Raw genomic sequence first — 17,629 nt, 5'->3', positions numbered from 1 at the left:
GTGGTGTAGACCTTACGTCGGAGATATGTATGACTTTTCGAAAGTTTTTGAACGTGAGTGTGGGGCGGTTGTCGGTGCGGCGGCGCAGGACGGGAACGATCGCGGCGGTGTCCGCGCTGGGCATGACGGCGGTCCTCGGCGGCTGCGGGCTGGGGGCCGGGTCGGACGAGGTGACGCTGAGGCTGGTCGCTGCCGACTACGGCGACAGCTCGGCCAACAGCTCCCAGAAGTACTGGGACAAGCTCGTCAAGGAGTACGAGGCCGAGCACTCCGGCGTGAAGATCGACGTCAGCGTGTACTCCTGGACCGACGTGGACCGCAAGGTCAAGGAGCTGGTCGACGCCGGGAAGGCACCCGACATGGCGCAGATCGGCGCGTACGCCGACTACGCCGACAAGGGGCTGCTGTACAAGGCCGACGACCTGATCGGGATCCGGGAGCAGGCGGACTTCGTCGCGCAGCTGGCCTCGGCGGGGCGGATCAACGGGATGCAGTACGGCATGCCGTTCGCCGCGTCCACTCGGCTGCTCTTCTACAACAAGACCCTCTTCGCCGACGCGGGGCTCACCCCGCCGACGACCTGGAAGCAGCTCGCCGCGGATGCCGAGGCGCTCAAGGCGGACGGGGTGAAGTACCCGTACGCGCTGCCGCTCGGTCCTGAGGAGGCGCAGGCCGAGACCATGCAGTGGCTGCTGAGCGGGGGCGGCGGGTACGTCGACTCCGTCGGGACCTACGGCATCGACTCCGGCGAGAACGTCACGACGCTGACCTGGCTCAGGGACGACCTCGTCGGCAAGGGGCTGACCGGGCCGGTCGCGCCCGAGAACCTCAACCGGGCCGCCGCGTTCTCGGCGTTCGCCGCCGGGGACGTCGGCATGCTCAACGGGCATCCCTCGCTGATGAAGACCGCCGCCGCCAAGGGGCTGAAGTTCGGGATGGTGCCCATGCCCGGGGCCCACGGGGAGACCAAGAACTCCATGGGGGTCGCCGACTGGATGATGGCCTTCAAGCAGAACGGGCACGCCGAGCAGGTCGGCGACTTCCTCGACTTCGTGTACAGCGAGAAGAACGTGCTCGCGTTCTCCCGCGAGTACGACCTGCTGCCGGTGACCAACTCCGCGTCCTCGGTCATGAGCCGGGCCTCGCGGGACTCCGACCTCAAGCCCTTCCTCGACGCGCTGCCCGACTCCGAGCTGCCTCCGGTGGGCAAGACGTCCTGGGCCTCGGTCAGCGCGGCCGTGAAGAAGCAGATCGGGTCGGCGGTGAGTTCGGGCGGGAGCCCTTCGGAGGTGCTGCGCGCGCTGCAGCTGACCGCGCAGAAGGCGGAGTAGTCGCTGTCAGTGGCGGGGGTTACGGTTCCGGGCATGGAGCATCCGGAGCTGGACCGCAGGGAGCGGGACATCCTCGCCCTGGAGCGCCGCGGCTTCCCGGGCCCCGGCGCCAAGGAGCGGGCCATACGGGAGGAGCTGGGGCTGGCGCCGGTCCGCTACTACCAGCTGCTGAACGCCCTGCTGGACGACGAGCGCGCCCTGGCCTTCGACCCGGTGACGGTGAACCGCCTGCGCCGGGTCCGGGAGGCGCGGCGGCAGGAACGCTGAGGGCCGGGTGAGGGTCAGGTGAGTCGTTCCGCCAGGGCGCGCAGCAGGCCCACCACGCCGCCCGGGCCGTCCACCACCAGGTCCGCCCGTTTGCGCAGTTCCGTCACCTCGTCGCTGCCGCTGCACACCAGGAGGCCGGGGGTGCCGGTGCTGCGAAGGTCGTCGACCGCGGAGAAGGCCGGGAGGTCACCCAGGTCGTCACCGCCGTAGAGGACGGACGTGGCGGACAGTTCGCGGACGTGGGTCAGGAGGGCCACGCCCTTGTCCATACCCGGGGGGCGCAGTTCCAGGACCAGGCGGCCCGGCTCGACGATCAGGCCGTGCCGGCCGGCCAGGTCGGTGAGGGGGGCGCGCAGGGCGTCGAAGGCGGCCTGGGGGTCCGGGGCCCGGCGGGTGTGGACCGCCACCGCCCGGCCGCCCTTCTCCTCGATCCAGGCGCCCGTTCCGTCGAGGAACTCCGGCAGCTCGGCACGGACCGCGGCCACGCCCGGGTGCGGTTCGGGCGCCGTGACCTCGCCCGTCACCGCGTCCCAGCGTTCCGCGCCGTAGTGGCCGAGGACCGTCAGGTGCTCCAGGCCGGGGACGCCCGCGAAGCCGCCGTAGCGGACCGCGATCTCGGCCGGGCGGCCGGTGATCACCGCGACGGAGGCCACCTTCGGTGCCAGGGCGGCGAGGACGGCCACCGCCTCGGGGTGCGCCCGCGCCTGCTCCGGGTCCGCCACGATCGGCGCCAGCGTCCCGTCGAAGTCGAGCCCGATGACCGCCCGCTGCGGCTCCGCGAGAATCGCCCGCAGCCCGTCCCGCCCGGCGGGCGTCGCCGGGCTCGGCAGGGCGCCGGGGTCGGTGTGGCTGCTCATGGGGTACCTCTCCGCGGGGTGAAGTGGGGGCAGTCGGGTGGTCGGGGCATCGGTCAGTGGCGCAGTCGGCTGGTGGCTGGAGGGCCGGGTGGCCGGGTGGTCTGGTTGGCACGGTCGGCCAGTCGCCTGACCGGCGCAGTCGCTCAGCCGGTCACCGGGGTCGCCCGCTCACGGCGCCAGCCGGTCACCGGGGTCGCCCGCCCACCGCGTTCACCTGCTCACCGCCTTCAGCGCGTTCAACTGGTCCAGGAACCACTGCGCCGGCGGCAGTGCCGTCGCCGCCGCGGTGAGCCTCTTCGCTCGTTCGGCCCGTTCGTGGGCCGGCATCGTCAGGGCCTCGTGCAGGGCCGCCGCCGTCTGTTCCACGTCGTACGGGTTCACCACGATCGCGTCGTCGCCCAGCTCCTCGTACGCCCCGGCCTCCCGCGACAGGACCAGCGCGCACCCCTCGTCGGACACCAGCGGCACCTCCTTCGCGACCAGGTTCATGCCGTCCCGGATGGGGTTGACCAGCGCCACGTCGGCCAGCCGGTACGCGGCCAGCGAGCGGGCGAAGTCGTCCTTGACGTGCAGCACGACCGGAGTCCAACCCGGCGTCGCGTACTGGGAGTTGATCTCGTCCGCCAGCCGCTGCACCGAAGCCGTGTAGTCCCGGTACACCGCCAGGTCCTGCCGCGACGGATACGCGAACGCCACGTGCACGACCCGCTCCCGCCATTCGGGCCGCGACTCCAGCAGCCGCCGGTAGGCGAGCAGGCCGCGCACGATGTTCTTCGACAGTTCGGTGCGGTCGACCCGGACGATCGTCTTTCGGCCCGCGCCGATCTCCTCGCGCAGGGCGACGATGCGCTCCTCGACGTCGGCCTCGTGGGAGCGGGCGCGCAGGAAGTCGGCGTCCGCGCCCAGCCCGTGCACCCCGATCCGGGTCTCTCCGAGCCCGTCCGCGAACTCCGTGGCGCACGCCGTGAAGGCGTCCGCCCAGCGGCGGGTGAGGAAGCCGAGCCGGTCGGCGCCCAACATGCCCCGAAGGACCTGGCCCGCGATGTCGTCCGGCAGCATCCGGAAGTAGTCCACCGGCGCCCACGGCGTGTGCGAGAAGTGGGAGATGCGCAGGTCGGGACGGAGCTCACGGAGCATCCCCGGCACCAGACACAGGTGGTAGTCCTGGACCAGGACCGCCGCCCCCTCGCCCGCCTCCTCGGCGAGAGCTTCCGCGAAGGCGCGGTTGTACGTCTCGTACGACCCCCACTGCCGCCGGAACTCCGCGTCGAAGGCCGGCTCCAGCGGGGTCTGGTAGAGGAGATGGTGGACGAACCAGAGGACCGAGTTCGCGATGCCGTTGTACGCGTCCGCGTGCACGTCGGCCGGGATGGCGAGCATGCGGACGCCGTCCTCGCCGACCCCCTGCCGCACCGCCTCGCGGTCGCCGTCGGACAGCGCCGAGCACACCCACAGCGCGCCCGCCTCCGGACCGATGGCCGACAGCCCCGAGACCAGTCCGCCGCCGCCCCGTTTGGGGCTCAGCGAACCGTCCTCCTGGACCGCGTACGAGACCGGGCCGCGGTTGGACGCGACCAGCACCTGGGCAGCACCCTGCACGGAAGACGTGGAAGCCATACGCCACAACCTAGCCCGGCCCGGAAACGCTCAAACGTACGGTTGCGCTCAGTGCGCGGACGTATACGGAACGCCCCGTTCTGTCACCCGGTCGCTCACGCGACCTTACGCTTCGCGTACTCCGCGATCTCCACCATCGGCGGCCGCTCCTCGGTGTCCACGGAGTACGTACGCGGCTCGAAGCCGTCCCGGCCCCGCTCGAACTGGGTGAGGGAGGGCCGGATCATATGGCCGCGGGCCAGCCTCAGCTGGGCGGTGCGGTAGATCGCGGCGGACATCCGGCCCAGGGCCTGCCCGTCCTGGTGACGGTGCTTGCGCACACCGACGTCGACCTGTGCGAGCGCGTCCAGGCCCACCAGGTGCAGAGCGTCGACCAGCATGCCCAGCTCGACGCCGTAGCCGACGGGGAACGGGAGCTGCTCCAGCAACGAGCGCCGGGCCGCGTACTCGCCGCCCAGCGGCTGCACGAAACCGGCCAGCTGCGGCCAGTGCATGTTCAGCAGCGGACGTGCCATGAGCTCGGTGACCCGGCCGCCCTGCCCGGCGGCGCCGCCCAGGGGACGGTCGTACATGCCCTTGACCAGGTCGACCTCGGGGTCGGTGAGCAGCGGGCCGACGATGCCGGAGACGAAGTCCGAGGAGAACTCCTTCAGGTCGGCGTCGATGAAACAGACGATGTCCCCCGAGGTGGCGAGCAGGGAACGCCACAGGACCTCGCCCTTGCCGGGCACGGCGGGTATGCGCGGGAGGATGTCGTCGCGGTGGACGACCCGCGCACCGGCCGCGGCGGCGACCTCGGACGTGCGGTCGGTGGATCCCGAGTCGACGACGACGATCTCGTCGACGAGCGGGACCTGCTGCATGAGGTCATGACGGATCACGGAGACGATGTCACCGACCGTCTCCTCCTCGTTGAGCGCGGGCAGGACAACACTGACCGTCCGGCCCGTGCCCCGCTTCGCCGCCATGATCCTGTGCAGCGGGCGATCGGTCACGGACCAGGAACGCGTGGCCAGCCAGCGCTCGACTTCGTTCAGCACAGTGCGCGGCTCCTCTGCCTTTGATCCATCTCGCGGTTCGGACGTCTCTCTCAACTGTCCTGGCCGTCGGTTACAGTCTTGAACAACGCGGATGACCATCGCATGTCCTGGGTGGCCCGCTGTTCACAACTTCATACCGCTCATCCAGAGGGGCAGAGGGATACGGCCCGATGAAGCCCCGGCAACCCTCCAGTCGGTTCTCGTAGCGATCGCTGACGATCGTTTCCGCGAGGCTCCCGACTCGGGAAGGTGCCAAATCCGTCTCACGGCGAGATGCGTCGTGAGGAAGATGAGGAGAAAGGGCCTCGCCTCCATGGCTGTGCAGACTGTTGCAAGCACCACGAACTCCGTCGATCTGGGTCCCGCCGCGGCGCTGAGCTGCCGCGAATGCGGCCACCGCGTCCCGCTCGGTCCGGTCTTCGCCTGCGAGGAGTGTTTCGGCCCGCTCGAGATCGCGTACGACTTCTCGGCCTACGACACCGAGGAGCTCCGCAAGCAGATCGAGGCGGGCCCCGCGAACATCTGGCGCTACGCCCCGCTGCTGCCCGTCCCCGCGGACGTGGCGGACAAGCCGAACATCAACCCCGGCTGGACCAAGCTCGTCAAGGCCGACAACCTCGCCCGCGAGCTGGGTGTCGACGCCGGCAAGCTCTTCGTGAAGGACGACTCCGGCAACCCGACGCACTCCTTCAAGGACCGGGTCGTCGCCCAGGCCATCGAGGCCGCTCGCGCCTTCGACTTCACCACCCTCTCCTGCTCCTCCACCGGCAACCTCGCCGGCGCCGTGGGTGCCGCCGCGGCCCGGGCCGGGTTCCGATCCTGCGTGTTCATCCCGCACGACCTGGAGCAGGGCAAGGTCGTGATGGCCGCGATCTACGGCGGCGAGCTCGTCGGCATCGAGGGCAACTACGACGACGTGAACCGCTTCTGCTCCGAGCTGATCGGCGACCCGGCCGGCGAGGGCTGGGGTTTCGTCAACGTCAACCTGCGGCCGTACTACGCGGAGGGGTCCAAGACCCTGGCGTACGAGATCTGCGAGCAGCTGGGCTGGCAGCTCCCCGACCAGCTGGTCGTGCCGATCGCCTCCGGCTCGCAGCTCACGAAGATCGACAAGGGTCTGCAGGAGCTGATCAAGCTCGGGCTCGTCGAGGACAAGCCGTACAAGATCTTCGGCGCGCAGGCCGAGGGGTGCTCGCCGGTGTCGGTCGCGTACAAGGCGGGCCACGACGTGGTCCGGCCCCAGAAGCCGAACACCATCGCCAAGTCCCTCGCGATCGGGAACCCGGCGGACGGTCCGTACGTGCTGGACATCGCGCGTCGCACCGGTGGTGCGGTGGAGGACGTGAACGACGAGCAGGTCGTCGACGCGATCAAGCTGCTCGCGCGGACCGAGGGGATCTTCGCGGAGACCGCGGGTGGCGTGACCGTCGGCGTGGCGAAGAAGCTGATCGAGAACGGTCTGCTGGATCCCTCGCTGACGACCGTCGTGCTGAACACCGGTGATGGTCTGAAGACGCTGGACGCGGTGGCGGGTACGGGTCTCACCGCCACGATCCGCCCCAACCTGGATTCGTTCCGCGAGGCCGGCCTCGCGTAGTCGCCGCGGCCGCTGAAAGCCCTCACCCCGACCGGAGGTCCTGAAACATGAGCGTTTCCGTCCGTATCCCCACCATCCTGCGCACCTACACCGGCGGGCAGGCCGAGGTGCAGGCCGAGGGCGCGACCCTCGCCGACGTCATCGCCGATCTGGAGAAGAACCACACCGGTATCGCCGCGCGCGTTCTCGACGACCAGGGCAAGCTGCGGCGGTTCGTCAATGTGTACGTCAACGACGACGATGTGCGCTTCGAGCAGGGGCTGGAGACGGCGACGCCCGACGGGGCCGGCGTCTCGATCATTCCGGCCGTCGCCGGCGGGTGACCGTATGACTGGTCATTACCTTCGGTAACGGTAATTACCGAGTGTTCATCGGATTGCCCCCTCCGCTTGAGAAGCGGAGGGGGCAATTCTCTATGGTTGAGCGCGGTACAGTTGGGGAAGCAGCGGCTTTCTTCTTGCCGCGTGCATATGAGTTCTCGCTCCACATGCGATGAGAAGTAGCCAAAGTGTGCGCGTCTTAAGTGCCTTATGTGTCTTTTATGGGGCCCGACTTGCCCCGAATTCAGGCGAATTCTCACTACATTCCGGACCCCTTCCGTCCAGAATTCTCGTCCGATTGACCTGTTGCAGACGGCAGTTGGACAGATACATTCAGCCGCGGTCGACGCGTTCCGGCGCACGCCCCCAACCATGTGGGGGGTGAGGTCTGACCCGGATCCACGAAGTGTGGATCCGTGCAAGGGCCAGTAATAGGGGAGTTAGGCATGGCTCAGGGCACCGTCAAGTGGTTCAACGCGGAGAAGGGGTACGGCTTCATCGCGGTCGACGGTGGTGCGGATGTATTCGTCCACTACAGCGCGATTCAGATGGACGGCTACCGCACCCTTGAAGAGGGCCAGCGGGTCGAGTTCGAGATCTCGCAAGGTCAGAAGGGGCCGCAGGCGGACATGGTTCGCCTGGCGACCGGCTGAAGCACGCGCCGGGTAACAACAGCGTCGTTCTTCTGTTCTTCTTCGAAGGGCTCGTCCCCCATAGGGAGTCATGGGGTACGGGCCCTTCGGCATGCCCGGGGCCGGCCCGTACGGGCCGGTAGCGAGCTGTCTCCGGTGCTCGGTGTCCTGCCCGATACACGAGAGGCGCTTGCACTCGACCATGCCGAGTGCTAATCATTGGCGTTAGCACTCTGAAGGTGAGAGTGACAAAGATGGACCGGGTCGGTGAGGCCCGCAGGCCTTGTGGGGCAAGGATCCACAGGCCGGCGAGCCGTCCGTCGCGGGCGCGGGCGCGGTCCGAAGGAATCACCCCCAGTCCTGGAGGGACCACTTCACATGGCCAAGATCATCGCGTTCGACGAGGAGGCGCGGCGCGGCCTCGAGCGCGGCATGAACCAGCTCGCGGACGCCGTCAAGGTGACGCTCGGCCCCAAGGGCCGCAACGTCGTCCTCGAGAAGAAGTGGGGCGCCCCCACGATCACCAACGATGGTGTCTCCATCGCCAAGGAGATCGAGCTCGAGGACCCGTACGAGAAGATCGGCGCCGAGCTGGTCAAGGAAGTCGCCAAGAAGACGGACGACGTCGCCGGTGACGGTACGACCACCGCGACCGTGCTCGCCCAGGCCCTGGTCAAGGAAGGCCTGCGCAACGTAGCCGCCGGCGCCAACCCCATGGCCCTCAAGCGCGGTATCGAGAAGGCCGTCGAGGCCGTCTCCGCCGCCCTGCTCGAGCAGGCCAAGGATGTCGAGACCAAGGAGCAGATCGCCTCCACGGCCTCCATCTCCGCCGCCGACACCCAGATCGGCGAGCTCATCGCCGAGGCGATGGACAAGGTCGGCAAGGAAGGCGTCATCACCGTCGAGGAGTCCCAGACCTTCGGTCTGGAGCTGGAGCTCACCGAGGGTATGCGCTTCGACAAGGGCTACATCTCGGCGTACTTCGCCACCGACATGGAGCGGATGGAGGCGTCGCTCGACGACCCGTACATCCTCATCGCCAACTCCAAGATCGGCTCCGTCAAGGACCTGCTCCCGCTCCTGGAGAAGGTCATGCAGTCGGGCAAGCCGCTGCTGATCATCGCCGAGGACGTCGAGGGCGAGGCCCTGTCGACCCTGGTCGTCAACAAGATCCGTGGCACCTTCAAGTCCGTCGCCGTCAAGGCCCCGGGCTTCGGTGACCGCCGCAAGGCGATGCTGAACGACATCGCCATCCTCACCGGCGGCGAGGTCATCTCCGAGGAGGTCGGCCTCAAGCTGGAGAACACCTCCATCGACCTTCTGGGCCGTGCCCGCAAGGTCGTCATCACCAAGGACGAGACCACCATCGTCGACGGTGCCGGCTCCTCCGAGCAGGTTCAGGGCCGGGTCAACCAGATCCGCGCCGAGATCGAGAACAGCGACTCGGACTACGACCGCGAGAAGCTCCAGGAGCGCCTGGCGAAGCTCGCCGGTGGCGTCGCCGTCATCAAGGCCGGTGCCGCGACCGAGGTCGAGCTCAAGGAGCGCAAGCACCGCATCGAGGACGCCGTTCGCAACGCGAAGGCGGCCGTCGAGGAGGGCATCGTCGCCGGTGGTGGCGTGGCCCTCATCCAGGCCTCCTCGGTCTTCGAGAAGCTGGACCTGGAGGGTGACGAGCTGACCGGCGCCAACGCCGTGAAGCTGGCCCTGGAGGCCCCGCTCAAGCAGATCGCCGTCAACGGTGGTCTCGAGGGTGGCGTCATCGTCGAGAAGGTGCGCAACCTGCCCGTCGGCCACGGCCTGAACGCCGCGACCGGTGAGTACGTCGACATGATCGCCGAAGGCATCATCGACCCGGCGAAGGTCACGCGCTCTGCCCTGCAGAACGCCGCCTCCATCGCCGCGCTGTTCCTCACCACCGAGGCCGTCATCGCCGACAAGCCGGAGAAGGCGGGCGCTGCCCCGGCCGGCGGCGGCATGCCGGGCGGTGACATGGACTTCTGATCGACCCCCGGCCGCCAGGCCTGACGGTTGATCAACGTCCTTCCCGGGGGCGGCACTTCCTGGAAACAGGGATGGCCGCCCCCGGTCTTTTCCTGCGCTATGCTTGATCACGAGCCGCTCGACGTGAACTCCCGTCGGTCGACTACGCGTTGGTGGTCCAAGGAAAGACGCCCCGCTTCCTGCGGGGAGATGCAGGTGCAAGGCCTGCCCGGCGCTCGACACGAAGCCCGTCCCACGATGGTGGGGCGGGCTTCTTTCATGCGCGGCCTCCATGCGTGGCCGGAGTCACAGCGCCCCGGGAAATCCTGAGCGGGATGAGGCGGTTGGCACCTGGGTAGTGTCCATGCGCATGCACATACCGAGGAGTACTGCCACGTGACCGCCCCCGCCACCTCCCGCGCCGCCGAGATCCTCTCCCGCCCGGCCCACATCAACGGCCTGACCGTCCCGAACCGCATCGTGATGGCGCCGATGACCCGGCACTTCTCCCCGGGCGGCATCCCCGGCGCGGACGTGGCGTCGTACTACTCCCGCCGCGCGGCCGCCGGAGTCGGCCTGATCGTCACCGAGGGCACCTACGTCGGCCACGAGTCGGCCGGGAACAGCGACAGCGTCCCGCGCTTCCACGGCGAGGAGCAGCTGGCGGGCTGGGCGAAGGTCGCCGAGCAGGTGCACGCGGCGGGCGGCACCATCGTCCCGCAGCTGTGGCACATCGGCATGGTCCGCGAGCAGGGCCAGCAGCCCTACGCCGACGCCCCCGCCGTCGGCCCCTCCGGCCTGCGCCTCGGCTCCGACGAGCCCACCGGTAAGGCGATGACCCAGCGCGACCTGGACGACGTCATCGGTGCGTTCGCCGAGGCCGCGGCCGCCGCAGAGCGCATCGGCTTCGACGGTGTGGAGATCCACGGCGCCCACGGCTACCTCGTCGACCAGTTCCTGTGGGCGGGCACCAACCGCCGCACCGACGCCTACGGCGGCGACCCCGTCGCCCGCACGAAGTTCGCGGCGGAGATCGTGGCGGCCGTACGCGAGACGGTGTCGCCGGAGTTCCCGATCATCTTCCGCTACTCGCAGTGGAAGCAGGAGGCCTACAAGGCGCGCCTCGCCGAGACGCCGGAGGAGCTGGAGGCGATCCTCGCGCCGCTCGCCGCGGCCGGTGCCGACGCCTTCCACGCCTCCACGCGCCGCTACTGGCTCCCCGAGTTCGACGGCTCCGACCTCAACCTCGCCGGCTGGACCAAGAAGCTCACCGGCAGGACCACCATCACGGTGGGCTCGGTCGGTCTCGACGGCGACTTCATCCGCGGCTTCATGGGCGAGGGCTCCCCGGTCAAGGGCATCGACGACCTGCTCGACGCCCTGGAGCGCGAGGAGTACGACATGGTCGCCATCGGGCGGGCGCTGCTTCAGGACCCGCAGTGGGCCGCGAAGGTGCTGGCGGGCCGTTTCGACGAGCTTGCGCCGTACGACGCGTCCGCGCTGAAGTCGTTGAGCTGACGGGTTTCGGGTCGGTGGGGTCGGCCCGCGCGCTGACGTAGTGCTGGTTGCGGTCGTCAACTCCCGCTACCGTGCCGGAACATGCGGATTCTGCATCTCTCGGACACGCACGTGGAGCGCACCGACGCACCGAACAGGAACGGCGTCAACGCCACCGACTCACTACGGCTGATGCTCGCTGAGCTGCGGCACCTACGGGACGTCGACGCGGTCGTCGTCACCGGGGACATCGCCAACGAGGGGGACGTGGAGGCGTATTCGGCGGTACGGGAGCTCGTGGGGGCGTTCGCCCAGCCGCTGGACGCCCCTGTCTTCTACACCACAGGCAACCACGACGAGCGCGAGGCCTTCGGCAAGGTGCTGGGGAGCGGACACCCGGATCCCGAGGGGCTGTTGGAGACAGACGCGTCCGAGCGGGCCGCGGTGAGCACGGTCGGCGGGTACCGGTTCGTCACACTGGACTCGCTGGTGCCGGGAGAGGTGTACGGCCGTATCGGCGCGGCCCAACTGGACTGGTTGCGCGAGGTGTTGAGCACCCCGGCCGAGCACGGCACCGTCCTCGCCTTCCACCACCCGCCCCTCGGTCTCGGCCTGTCCGTCACCCAGACGGTCTTCGGGCTGCTGAACCCCGGGGAGCTGGCGTCCGCGATCCGGGGGAGTGACGTGCGGGTCATGCTGACCGGGCACTTCCATCTCCAGCTCTTCGGGATGCTGGAGGCGGTGCCGGTGTGGGTGACACCGGGGGTGGTCAACCGGATCGACCTGACGACGCCGTACGGCACCGAGCGGGCGGTGCGCGGGGCCTCGGCCTCGCTGGTGGAGCTGGGCGGACCGGCGAGCCCGATGTTCCACACGTTCCACGCGCGGGACCCGCGGGCCCACGAGACGGTGTACCAGCTGGACGAGGAGCGGACCCGGGCGGTGCTGGAGAAGTACGGGCCGACGGCGCTCGGCTGACGGCGACTTGGTTGACTCAAGCAAGGGAAATGGGCTGCAGTGGATCCAGCAGCCCCTACTCGTGAGGAGTTCGACGATGACGTCAGCCGAGAATCTCGAAGTGCGCACCGCGGCCGGTGCCGTGCGCGGGCGGGGCGAGGGCGGACTGGTGGTCTTCCGGGGGATCCCGTTCGCCGAACCACCGGTCGGGGAGGCCCGGTTCCAGGCACCGCGGCCCGTGAAGGGCTGGGCGGGGACCCGGGAGGCGTACGACTTCGGACCCCCGCCCCCGCAGGAGTCGGGCTTCCAGGGCCGTGCCGCCGAACTGCCGGTACCCACCGGCGACGACTGGCTGACGGTCAACGTCTGGACGCCCGGCACGGACCCGTCGGCCCGCCGCCCGGTCATGGTGTGGATCTACGGCGGTGCCTACAAGCTGGGTCACGCCGGCAGCCCCGGCTACGACGCCCAGCACCTCGCGCGCGCCGGTGACGTGGTCGTCGTGACCCTCAACTACCGCGTCGGCATCGAGGGGTTCGCCCTGCTGGAGGGGGCGCCCGCGAACCGGGGCCTGCTGGACCAGGTCGCCGCGCTGGAGTGGGTGCGGGACAACATCACGGCGTTCGGCGGGGACCCCGGGCAGGTCACGGTGTTCGGGGAGTCGGCGGGGGCGGGGTCGGTGGCCTCGCTGCTGGCGATGCCGAGCGCGCGGGGACTGTTCGGGCGGGCCGTCGCGCAGAGCGTGCCCGGCACGTACTTCTCCGCCGAACTCGCCCGGGACATCGCGGTGGAGATCGGCAAGGAGGCGGGCCTCGCTCCGACGGCCGCCGCGCTGTCCGCCGTGGACCCACTCGAACTCCCCTCGGCGGGAGAGCGGTTGAGCCTTCGGATGCGTGAGTACGACGACCGGTGGGGGCAGGCGGCGCCGACCGCCACCCCGTTCTCGCCGGTGGTCGACGGCGAGGTGCTGCCGACCACCCCCTGGGAGGCGCTGGCGGCCGGCGCGGCCCGGGACGTGGAGCTGCTCGTCGGGCACAACCGCGACGAGTACCGGCTCTTCCTCGCCCTCGCCGACCGGCTCGGCCGGATAACCGAGGAGCAGGCGGCCGCGGCCCTGCGGATGTTCGCGCCGGGCCCGGACGGCGAGCGCTCCTACCGCGAGGCCTTCCCGGACGCCACACCGACCGAACTCTACGAACGCGTGCAGACGGACTGGCTCTTCAACATGCCCTCCCTGCGGCTGGCCGAGGCGCAGGTCGCCGGCGGCGGCCGCGCCCACCTCTACGAACTGGCCTGGCCCGCACCGGGTTTCGGGGGCGTGCTCGGAGCGTGCCACGGGCTGGACATCCCGCTGCTCTTCGGCACGTACGAGGCCGACCTCGGGAACCTGCTGTTCGCGGGGAGCGGGGTGCCGGACGAGGCGAGGGCACTGACCGCGCGCTTCCAGGCGGCCTGGACGCGGTTCGCGCGGACCGGGGATCCGGGGTGGCCGGCGTATGACGCCGCGGGCGGCCGACTGACCCAGGTCCTGGACGCGGAGCCGGAGGTGCGGCCGTATCCGGAGGAGGTCTCCCGGCGGCTGTGGGAGACGTACGACTTCCGGACGCTCCCCCTGCTGAAGTAGGTCTCCCGGGCGCTAGAGATTGCCGAGCGGCTCGATGTCCACCTTGACCGGGGTGCCCCACACCCGCAGCACCTCGTAGTCGGTGAACTCGTGCACGAGCCGGTACGCCATCGCGGCGCGCGGGCCGCGGCGCTGGGCGTTGATGTAGAGCTCGGCCTCGTGCCGGTCCCGCCTCGGGGTGCCGCACAGCTGCCACTCCTGGCCGGTCCACTGCTCCGGCAGCCAGCGCTGCTGGGGCTGGGGCCGGTCCTCCCGCACCCCGTACCTGGAGGGGGTGGGGCCGGCGGTCCTCGGTCGCGCGCCGGGACCGTTGATCTCGGCACGACGGGCCGCCCGGCGCCGCGTCTCGCACAGCAGGCACAGGTCGGGGGCGTTCTCGTCGACCGGGCCATTGGGGTGCTCGGCGCAGCGGGTGGTGGGGACGGCGGTGGTGACGGTGGTCTCCAGCAGCTCCAGGGCCCGCTTGATGTCCGCCTTCACTTCGTGCAGCTTGGCGTCGGGGGTGTCACCGGTGAGCGACTCACCGTGCTCGCCGAGGAGACGGAGGGCACGGCCCAGGGCGGTGAGCTGGGCGTGGTTCATGGGATGGCTCCGGTTGTCGCAGGGGCCGGGTTCAGTTGCTGCGGCCGACCTTCAGCACATGCACGGTGACGGTGGGTCCGTCCGGCCGGTACAGCACGCGCCAACTTCCGACGTGCAGACGGTAGTAGCCAGAAGTACCCAGGGCCCGGGCCGCATCGGGACGGGGATCGTCGGCGAGGGCACGTAATGCCACAGCAGTCGCCTTGGCACCTACCGGATCGAGGACGCGGAGCCGTCGGAACTCGTTCATGGCGTGGTTCTCCCACACCACCGTGTACGTCACGAAGCGGCCTCTCGGCGATCTTCCGCCTCCAGCTGTGCCATGAACGCGTCGTGGGACATCGACGGGCCGGCCGGAGCGGCCTCACGAGCACGCGCCTCGGCGATGTCCGCCTCGTCGCGCAGCCGCTGCAGCTCTTCCAGTTCGCTTATCGGGATGAGCGCGGCGGCAGGCTTGCCGTACTCGGTGATCAGGATCTGCTCCTGTCCGTGCCGGACCCGGCCGACCAGTTGGCCGAGCTGGTTGCGGGCTTCGACGAGCGGATACGTGTCCATGTAAAGACTGTACATACCCGCGGGTGTGTGTACTGCCTGCCGCGACAAAGCCGGGCTTGAGTCATTCGTCATGCGTACATGCGCTCTTCTCGTTTCAGGGACATCGCGGCCCGGATCTCGTCCGCGCGGGCGTGGATCTCGGGGGCGGGCAGGAGCGAGGCCGGGCGCGCGGGGGCGTATCCGTCTCGGCAGCTATTGCATAGGCCCCCCGGCAGGGCCTCCGGAGGCCCGGGCACTCTGCACTCCGCGCACTCCAGGATCCGGTGGGGCGCTGGGGGAGGCGGCAGCTCCGGGGGCAGTTTGTCGGTCAGGCGGCGGCGGAGGAGGGCAGCCGGGTGGTGGACCGGAGTCGGCAAACCGCTGGTCAGGGCGTGGCGTACGGCCTCCTCGGCGGCTCCTCGGGCGAACCACTCCGTCACCAGCGGGGCGAGGGCCGCGCAGTCGGCGGCGGAGAGGGACAGCGAAGGGGTCTCGCGGCCCAGCGCGGCGAGGAGGATGTGGGCGCGGGAGCGACTGGGCGGGCGACTCGGTGGGTCCTGCGGGACGTCGCCCCTCGTGAATGCCGCCCACCAGTCGTCGTCGCGTGCGGTACGGGAGAACCACGATCGGGTGATCCAACGGTGCCCTCCGGAAGCGGAGTCCAGGCGTTCGCGCCCCCGGCGCAAGTGGCCTGCCTGATGGAGGCGGTTGAGGGCCGTGCGGAGCGCACATTGGCCGTACGGCAGCGTCTTGGCCAGCGTCTTTACGGAGATGTCGGCGCCGTCGGGGAGGCGGTCGAGGTACGCGGCGATGGCGGCTTCGCGAGGTGGGAGGTGGGCGAAGTCGTGTGCGGTGCGAGGGCGTTGGTCGGGAGCGGACCGTTTGCCGTAGCCCGGATTGGCCAACGGGTGGGAAGGGGCGTGCGCGGGCAGGGAGGCGGCACTAAGCTTGGCGTCAGCCATGGGGATCGAACTTGTCCTTCGATCTCGTAGGTCAAGCCCCCGCAGGTGTTGCTAGCACCTGGCGGGGGCTGTTCTGTCTGTTATCCGGGCACGCTAGACGATCGTGACTCTGCGTGGCAAGCCGAACGCGTCAAGTCAACACGCGGGGTGGGAGGGCGGGTTGGGGCCCTCCACCCATTCCCTGCAAAGGGGGCTCGGAGCTGGACGCTTGAGCTTCGGGAGCGGTCAGCCCATGCTCTTCGCGCCGTCCAGGGACTCGCGGATGATGTCGGCGTGGCCCGCGTGCTGGGCCGTCTCGGCGGCGATGTGCAGCAGCACCCTGCGGGCCGACCATCGAGCTCCGGGCTCGTTCCATGGCGCCTCGGGCAGCGGGTGGCCGGCGTTCAGGTCGGGCAGGGCCATGACGAGTTCGTCGGTCCGGCGGGCCGTCTCGTCGTAATCGGCCAGCACACCGTCCAGCGTCTCGCCGGGCTGCATCCGGAACTCGTCGGCCCGTCGGGCGAAGTCGGCCTCGGTCATGGCGGTGAAGTCGGGCATGGCGGCGGGGCCGTTCAGGATGAAGTCAGCCCAGTGCCGCTCCACCGACGTGACGTGTTTGATCAGGCCGCCCAGACACAGCTCGCTGGCCGTGGTCCGCTGCCCGGCCTGCTCGTCGGTGAGGTCACGGGTCGTGAACCGCAGGAAGCGCCGGCTGTGGGCCAGCGCCTCCAGCAGGTCGGTGCGCTCGTCGGTGGTGATGGTGTGTGTGGTGTCGGTCATGGGACCACGCTAGGAGCCGTCTAGGTCAGATCCTGACCTCTATGACCGCCTCGACGAAGGCGGACCATGCCTGGGGCCGGAGCATGAGCTTCGGGCCGTGGGGGTGCTTGGAGTCGCGGACGGGGACGGCGGTGGGGTGACCTACGGCCACTTCGAGGCAGTTGCCGCCGCTGCCGCCGCTGTACGTCGACTTGCGCCAGGTCTCAGGGTTGTTCCTCATAGGCGTAATCCTGCGCCAACGACTCGATGAGAGCCAGGGAGTTCTGAGGGGAGAGGGCGCAGGCCGTGAGGAGCTGGTAGGTGAAGCGCTGGTGTCTGACGATGGCCGGATCGTCCTCCAGCCGCCCAGTGCCGACGCCCTCGAAGTAGACCAGTGGAGGTGCGTCCTCGAAGTCCATCAACTTCAGGGAACCTTCCATCGCGGCGTGCGCTCCCGCCTCGAAAGGGAGCACCTGCACGATGGCCCGACCGCGCCGAGCCAGCTCGGCGAGGTGGCGCAGCGCCTCCGCCATCACCTCGCGCCCGCCCACCGCCCGACGCAGCGCCGCCTCGTCAATCACCGCCCACAACAGAGGCGCTGTTGGATCGCCGAGTACCCGGGCACGCTCCACCCGGGCTGCCACCAACTCTTCAATCTCCTCTTCCTTGGCTGTCGGCTGATACGCGCGGCACACGGCCCGTGCGTACGCGGGCGTCTGGAGCAGTCCGGGGATCAGGAGCTGCACATACTCTCTGATCTCCGTCGCCCCGGCCTCCGCCTCCGCAGCCTCCGCGAAGTGCTCGGGATACTTCGACTTCGCCGACGCCCCGCAGTTCCGCAGGAAGAAGTCTTCCGTCCCGAGCACCTCGTCCAGCTGTCGCGCGACATCCCGCTGCATCCTCCGCGTGCCCGCCTCCAACTGGCCCACGAACGACCCGCTCACGAACAGCCGTTGCCCCAACTCCTCTTGGCTCAGCCCGGCCTTCTCTCTCGCGTGCCGCAGCTCCGCGCCCAGCAGCGCCCTCGGTGACGACGACGGGTCGAGGTCCTTCGGTCCCGGCATGTGCGACTCCTCATCCACCAGGTGAGG

Annotated in this window: 19 protein-coding genes and 1 riboswitch; of the genes, 9 read left to right on the top strand and 10 right to left on the bottom strand. The window is 69.7% G+C overall.

What is annotated here, in order from left to right; translation table 11 throughout:
* Positions 1 to 29 precede the first annotated feature (29 nt).
* Positions 30 to 1,331, top strand: a complete 1,302-nt coding sequence (locus tag RNB18_RS33725) for an ABC transporter substrate-binding protein (RefSeq protein WP_449657644.1) — start codon at positions 30 to 32, stop codon at positions 1,329 to 1,331.
* Positions 1,332 to 1,364: 33 nt separating this feature from the next.
* Complete coding sequence (locus RNB18_RS33720; protein ID WP_057608619.1) at positions 1,365 to 1,598, top strand: DUF3263 domain-containing protein; 234 nt, start codon at positions 1,365 to 1,367, stop codon at positions 1,596 to 1,598.
* A gap of 14 nt (positions 1,599 to 1,612) precedes the next feature.
* On the opposite strand, the gene otsB is transcribed toward RNB18_RS33720, so the two are convergent.
* From otsB to RNB18_RS33705, 3 genes are all read right to left on the bottom strand, one after another.
* Positions 1,613 to 2,455, bottom strand: coding sequence for a trehalose-phosphatase (otsB, locus tag RNB18_RS33715; protein WP_311717893.1), 843 nt, complete (start codon positions 2,453 to 2,455; stop codon positions 1,613 to 1,615).
* A 210-nt stretch (positions 2,456 to 2,665) separates the two neighbouring features.
* Positions 2,666 to 4,072 (bottom strand): alpha,alpha-trehalose-phosphate synthase (UDP-forming), encoded by a 1,407-nt coding sequence (locus tag RNB18_RS33710; protein ID WP_311717892.1) that lies wholly within the window; start codon positions 4,070 to 4,072, stop codon positions 2,666 to 2,668.
* Positions 4,073 to 4,167: 95 nt separating this feature from the next.
* Positions 4,168 to 5,112, bottom strand: coding sequence for a glucosyl-3-phosphoglycerate synthase (locus RNB18_RS33705; RefSeq protein ID WP_266517541.1), 945 nt, complete (start codon positions 5,110 to 5,112; stop codon positions 4,168 to 4,170).
* 137 nt (positions 5,113 to 5,249) lie between these two features.
* Positions 5,250 to 5,408, top strand: a riboswitch (SAM riboswitch).
* A gap of 17 nt (positions 5,409 to 5,425) precedes the next feature.
* Between RNB18_RS33705 and thrC the strand changes: the two genes are divergently transcribed.
* The 7 genes from thrC to RNB18_RS33670 all read left to right on the top strand — a co-directional run bounded on the left by thrC (position 5,426) and on the right by RNB18_RS33670 (position 13,722).
* Positions 5,426 to 6,709 carry a threonine synthase gene (gene thrC, locus RNB18_RS33700; RefSeq protein WP_311717891.1) on the top strand — a complete coding sequence of 428 codons (1,284 nt, stop codon included), beginning with the start codon at positions 5,426 to 5,428 and terminating at the stop codon, positions 6,707 to 6,709.
* Between the two features lie 47 nt (positions 6,710 to 6,756).
* Positions 6,757 to 7,032, top strand: a complete 276-nt coding sequence (locus RNB18_RS33695) for a ubiquitin-like small modifier protein 1 (protein WP_057608614.1) — start codon at positions 6,757 to 6,759, stop codon at positions 7,030 to 7,032.
* 443 nt (positions 7,033 to 7,475) lie between these two features.
* Complete coding sequence (locus tag RNB18_RS33690; protein WP_007382895.1) at positions 7,476 to 7,682, top strand: cold-shock protein; 207 nt, start codon at positions 7,476 to 7,478, stop codon at positions 7,680 to 7,682.
* 357 nt (positions 7,683 to 8,039) lie between these two features.
* Complete coding sequence (groL, locus tag RNB18_RS33685) at positions 8,040 to 9,665, top strand: chaperonin GroEL (RefSeq protein WP_266563133.1); 1,626 nt, start codon at positions 8,040 to 8,042, stop codon at positions 9,663 to 9,665.
* 375 nt (positions 9,666 to 10,040) lie between these two features.
* Entirely contained in the window at positions 10,041 to 11,162 is a 1,122-nt protein-coding gene (locus RNB18_RS33680) for an NADH:flavin oxidoreductase (RefSeq protein WP_311717890.1), read from the top strand.
* A gap of 81 nt (positions 11,163 to 11,243) precedes the next feature.
* The gene (locus tag RNB18_RS33675; protein WP_311717889.1) at positions 11,244 to 12,119 is read left to right on the top strand and encodes a metallophosphoesterase family protein; all 876 of its coding nucleotides are present in this window, start codon (positions 11,244 to 11,246) and stop codon (positions 12,117 to 12,119) included.
* Positions 12,120 to 12,195: 76 nt separating this feature from the next.
* Positions 12,196 to 13,722, top strand: coding sequence for a carboxylesterase/lipase family protein (locus RNB18_RS33670; protein ID WP_311717888.1), 1,527 nt, complete (start codon positions 12,196 to 12,198; stop codon positions 13,720 to 13,722).
* Between the two features lie 12 nt (positions 13,723 to 13,734).
* On the opposite strand, the gene RNB18_RS33665 is transcribed toward RNB18_RS33670, so the two are convergent.
* From RNB18_RS33665 to RNB18_RS33635, 7 genes are all read right to left on the bottom strand, one after another.
* Entirely contained in the window at positions 13,735 to 14,304 is a 570-nt protein-coding gene (locus tag RNB18_RS33665; RefSeq protein ID WP_311717887.1) for a hypothetical protein, read from the bottom strand.
* Positions 14,305 to 14,335: 31 nt separating this feature from the next.
* Positions 14,336 to 14,587, bottom strand: a complete 252-nt coding sequence (locus RNB18_RS33660; protein WP_311717886.1) for a type II toxin-antitoxin system RelE family toxin — start codon at positions 14,585 to 14,587, stop codon at positions 14,336 to 14,338.
* Positions 14,584 to 14,859 carry a type II toxin-antitoxin system Phd/YefM family antitoxin gene (locus RNB18_RS33655; RefSeq protein ID WP_311717885.1) on the bottom strand — a complete coding sequence of 92 codons (276 nt, stop codon included), beginning with the start codon at positions 14,857 to 14,859 and terminating at the stop codon, positions 14,584 to 14,586. The genes RNB18_RS33660 and RNB18_RS33655 overlap by 4 nt, the downstream gene beginning before the upstream one ends.
* A 68-nt stretch (positions 14,860 to 14,927) precedes the next feature.
* A complete protein-coding gene (locus RNB18_RS33650) occupies positions 14,928 to 15,800 on the bottom strand; it encodes a hypothetical protein (protein WP_311717884.1) in 873 nt (290 codons plus the stop codon).
* A 225-nt stretch (positions 15,801 to 16,025) separates the two neighbouring features.
* The gene (locus tag RNB18_RS33645; protein WP_311717883.1) at positions 16,026 to 16,559 is read right to left on the bottom strand and encodes a DinB family protein; all 534 of its coding nucleotides are present in this window, start codon (positions 16,557 to 16,559) and stop codon (positions 16,026 to 16,028) included.
* Positions 16,560 to 16,584: 25 nt separating this feature from the next.
* A complete protein-coding gene (locus RNB18_RS33640; RefSeq protein WP_311717882.1) occupies positions 16,585 to 16,779 on the bottom strand; it encodes a DUF397 domain-containing protein in 195 nt (64 codons plus the stop codon).
* The gene (locus RNB18_RS33635) at positions 16,763 to 17,602 is read right to left on the bottom strand and encodes a helix-turn-helix domain-containing protein (protein ID WP_311717881.1); all 840 of its coding nucleotides are present in this window, start codon (positions 17,600 to 17,602) and stop codon (positions 16,763 to 16,765) included. The genes RNB18_RS33640 and RNB18_RS33635 overlap by 17 nt, the downstream gene beginning before the upstream one ends.
* Between the last annotated feature and the right edge of the window lie 27 nt (positions 17,603 to 17,629).

Origin of the sequence: Streptomyces doebereineriae (genome assembly GCF_031845645.1) — a bacterium.
Classification (GTDB): Bacteria; Actinomycetota; Actinomycetes; order Streptomycetales; family Streptomycetaceae; genus Streptomyces; species Streptomyces canus.
This window is presented reverse-complemented; position numbering and strand designations above follow the sequence as displayed.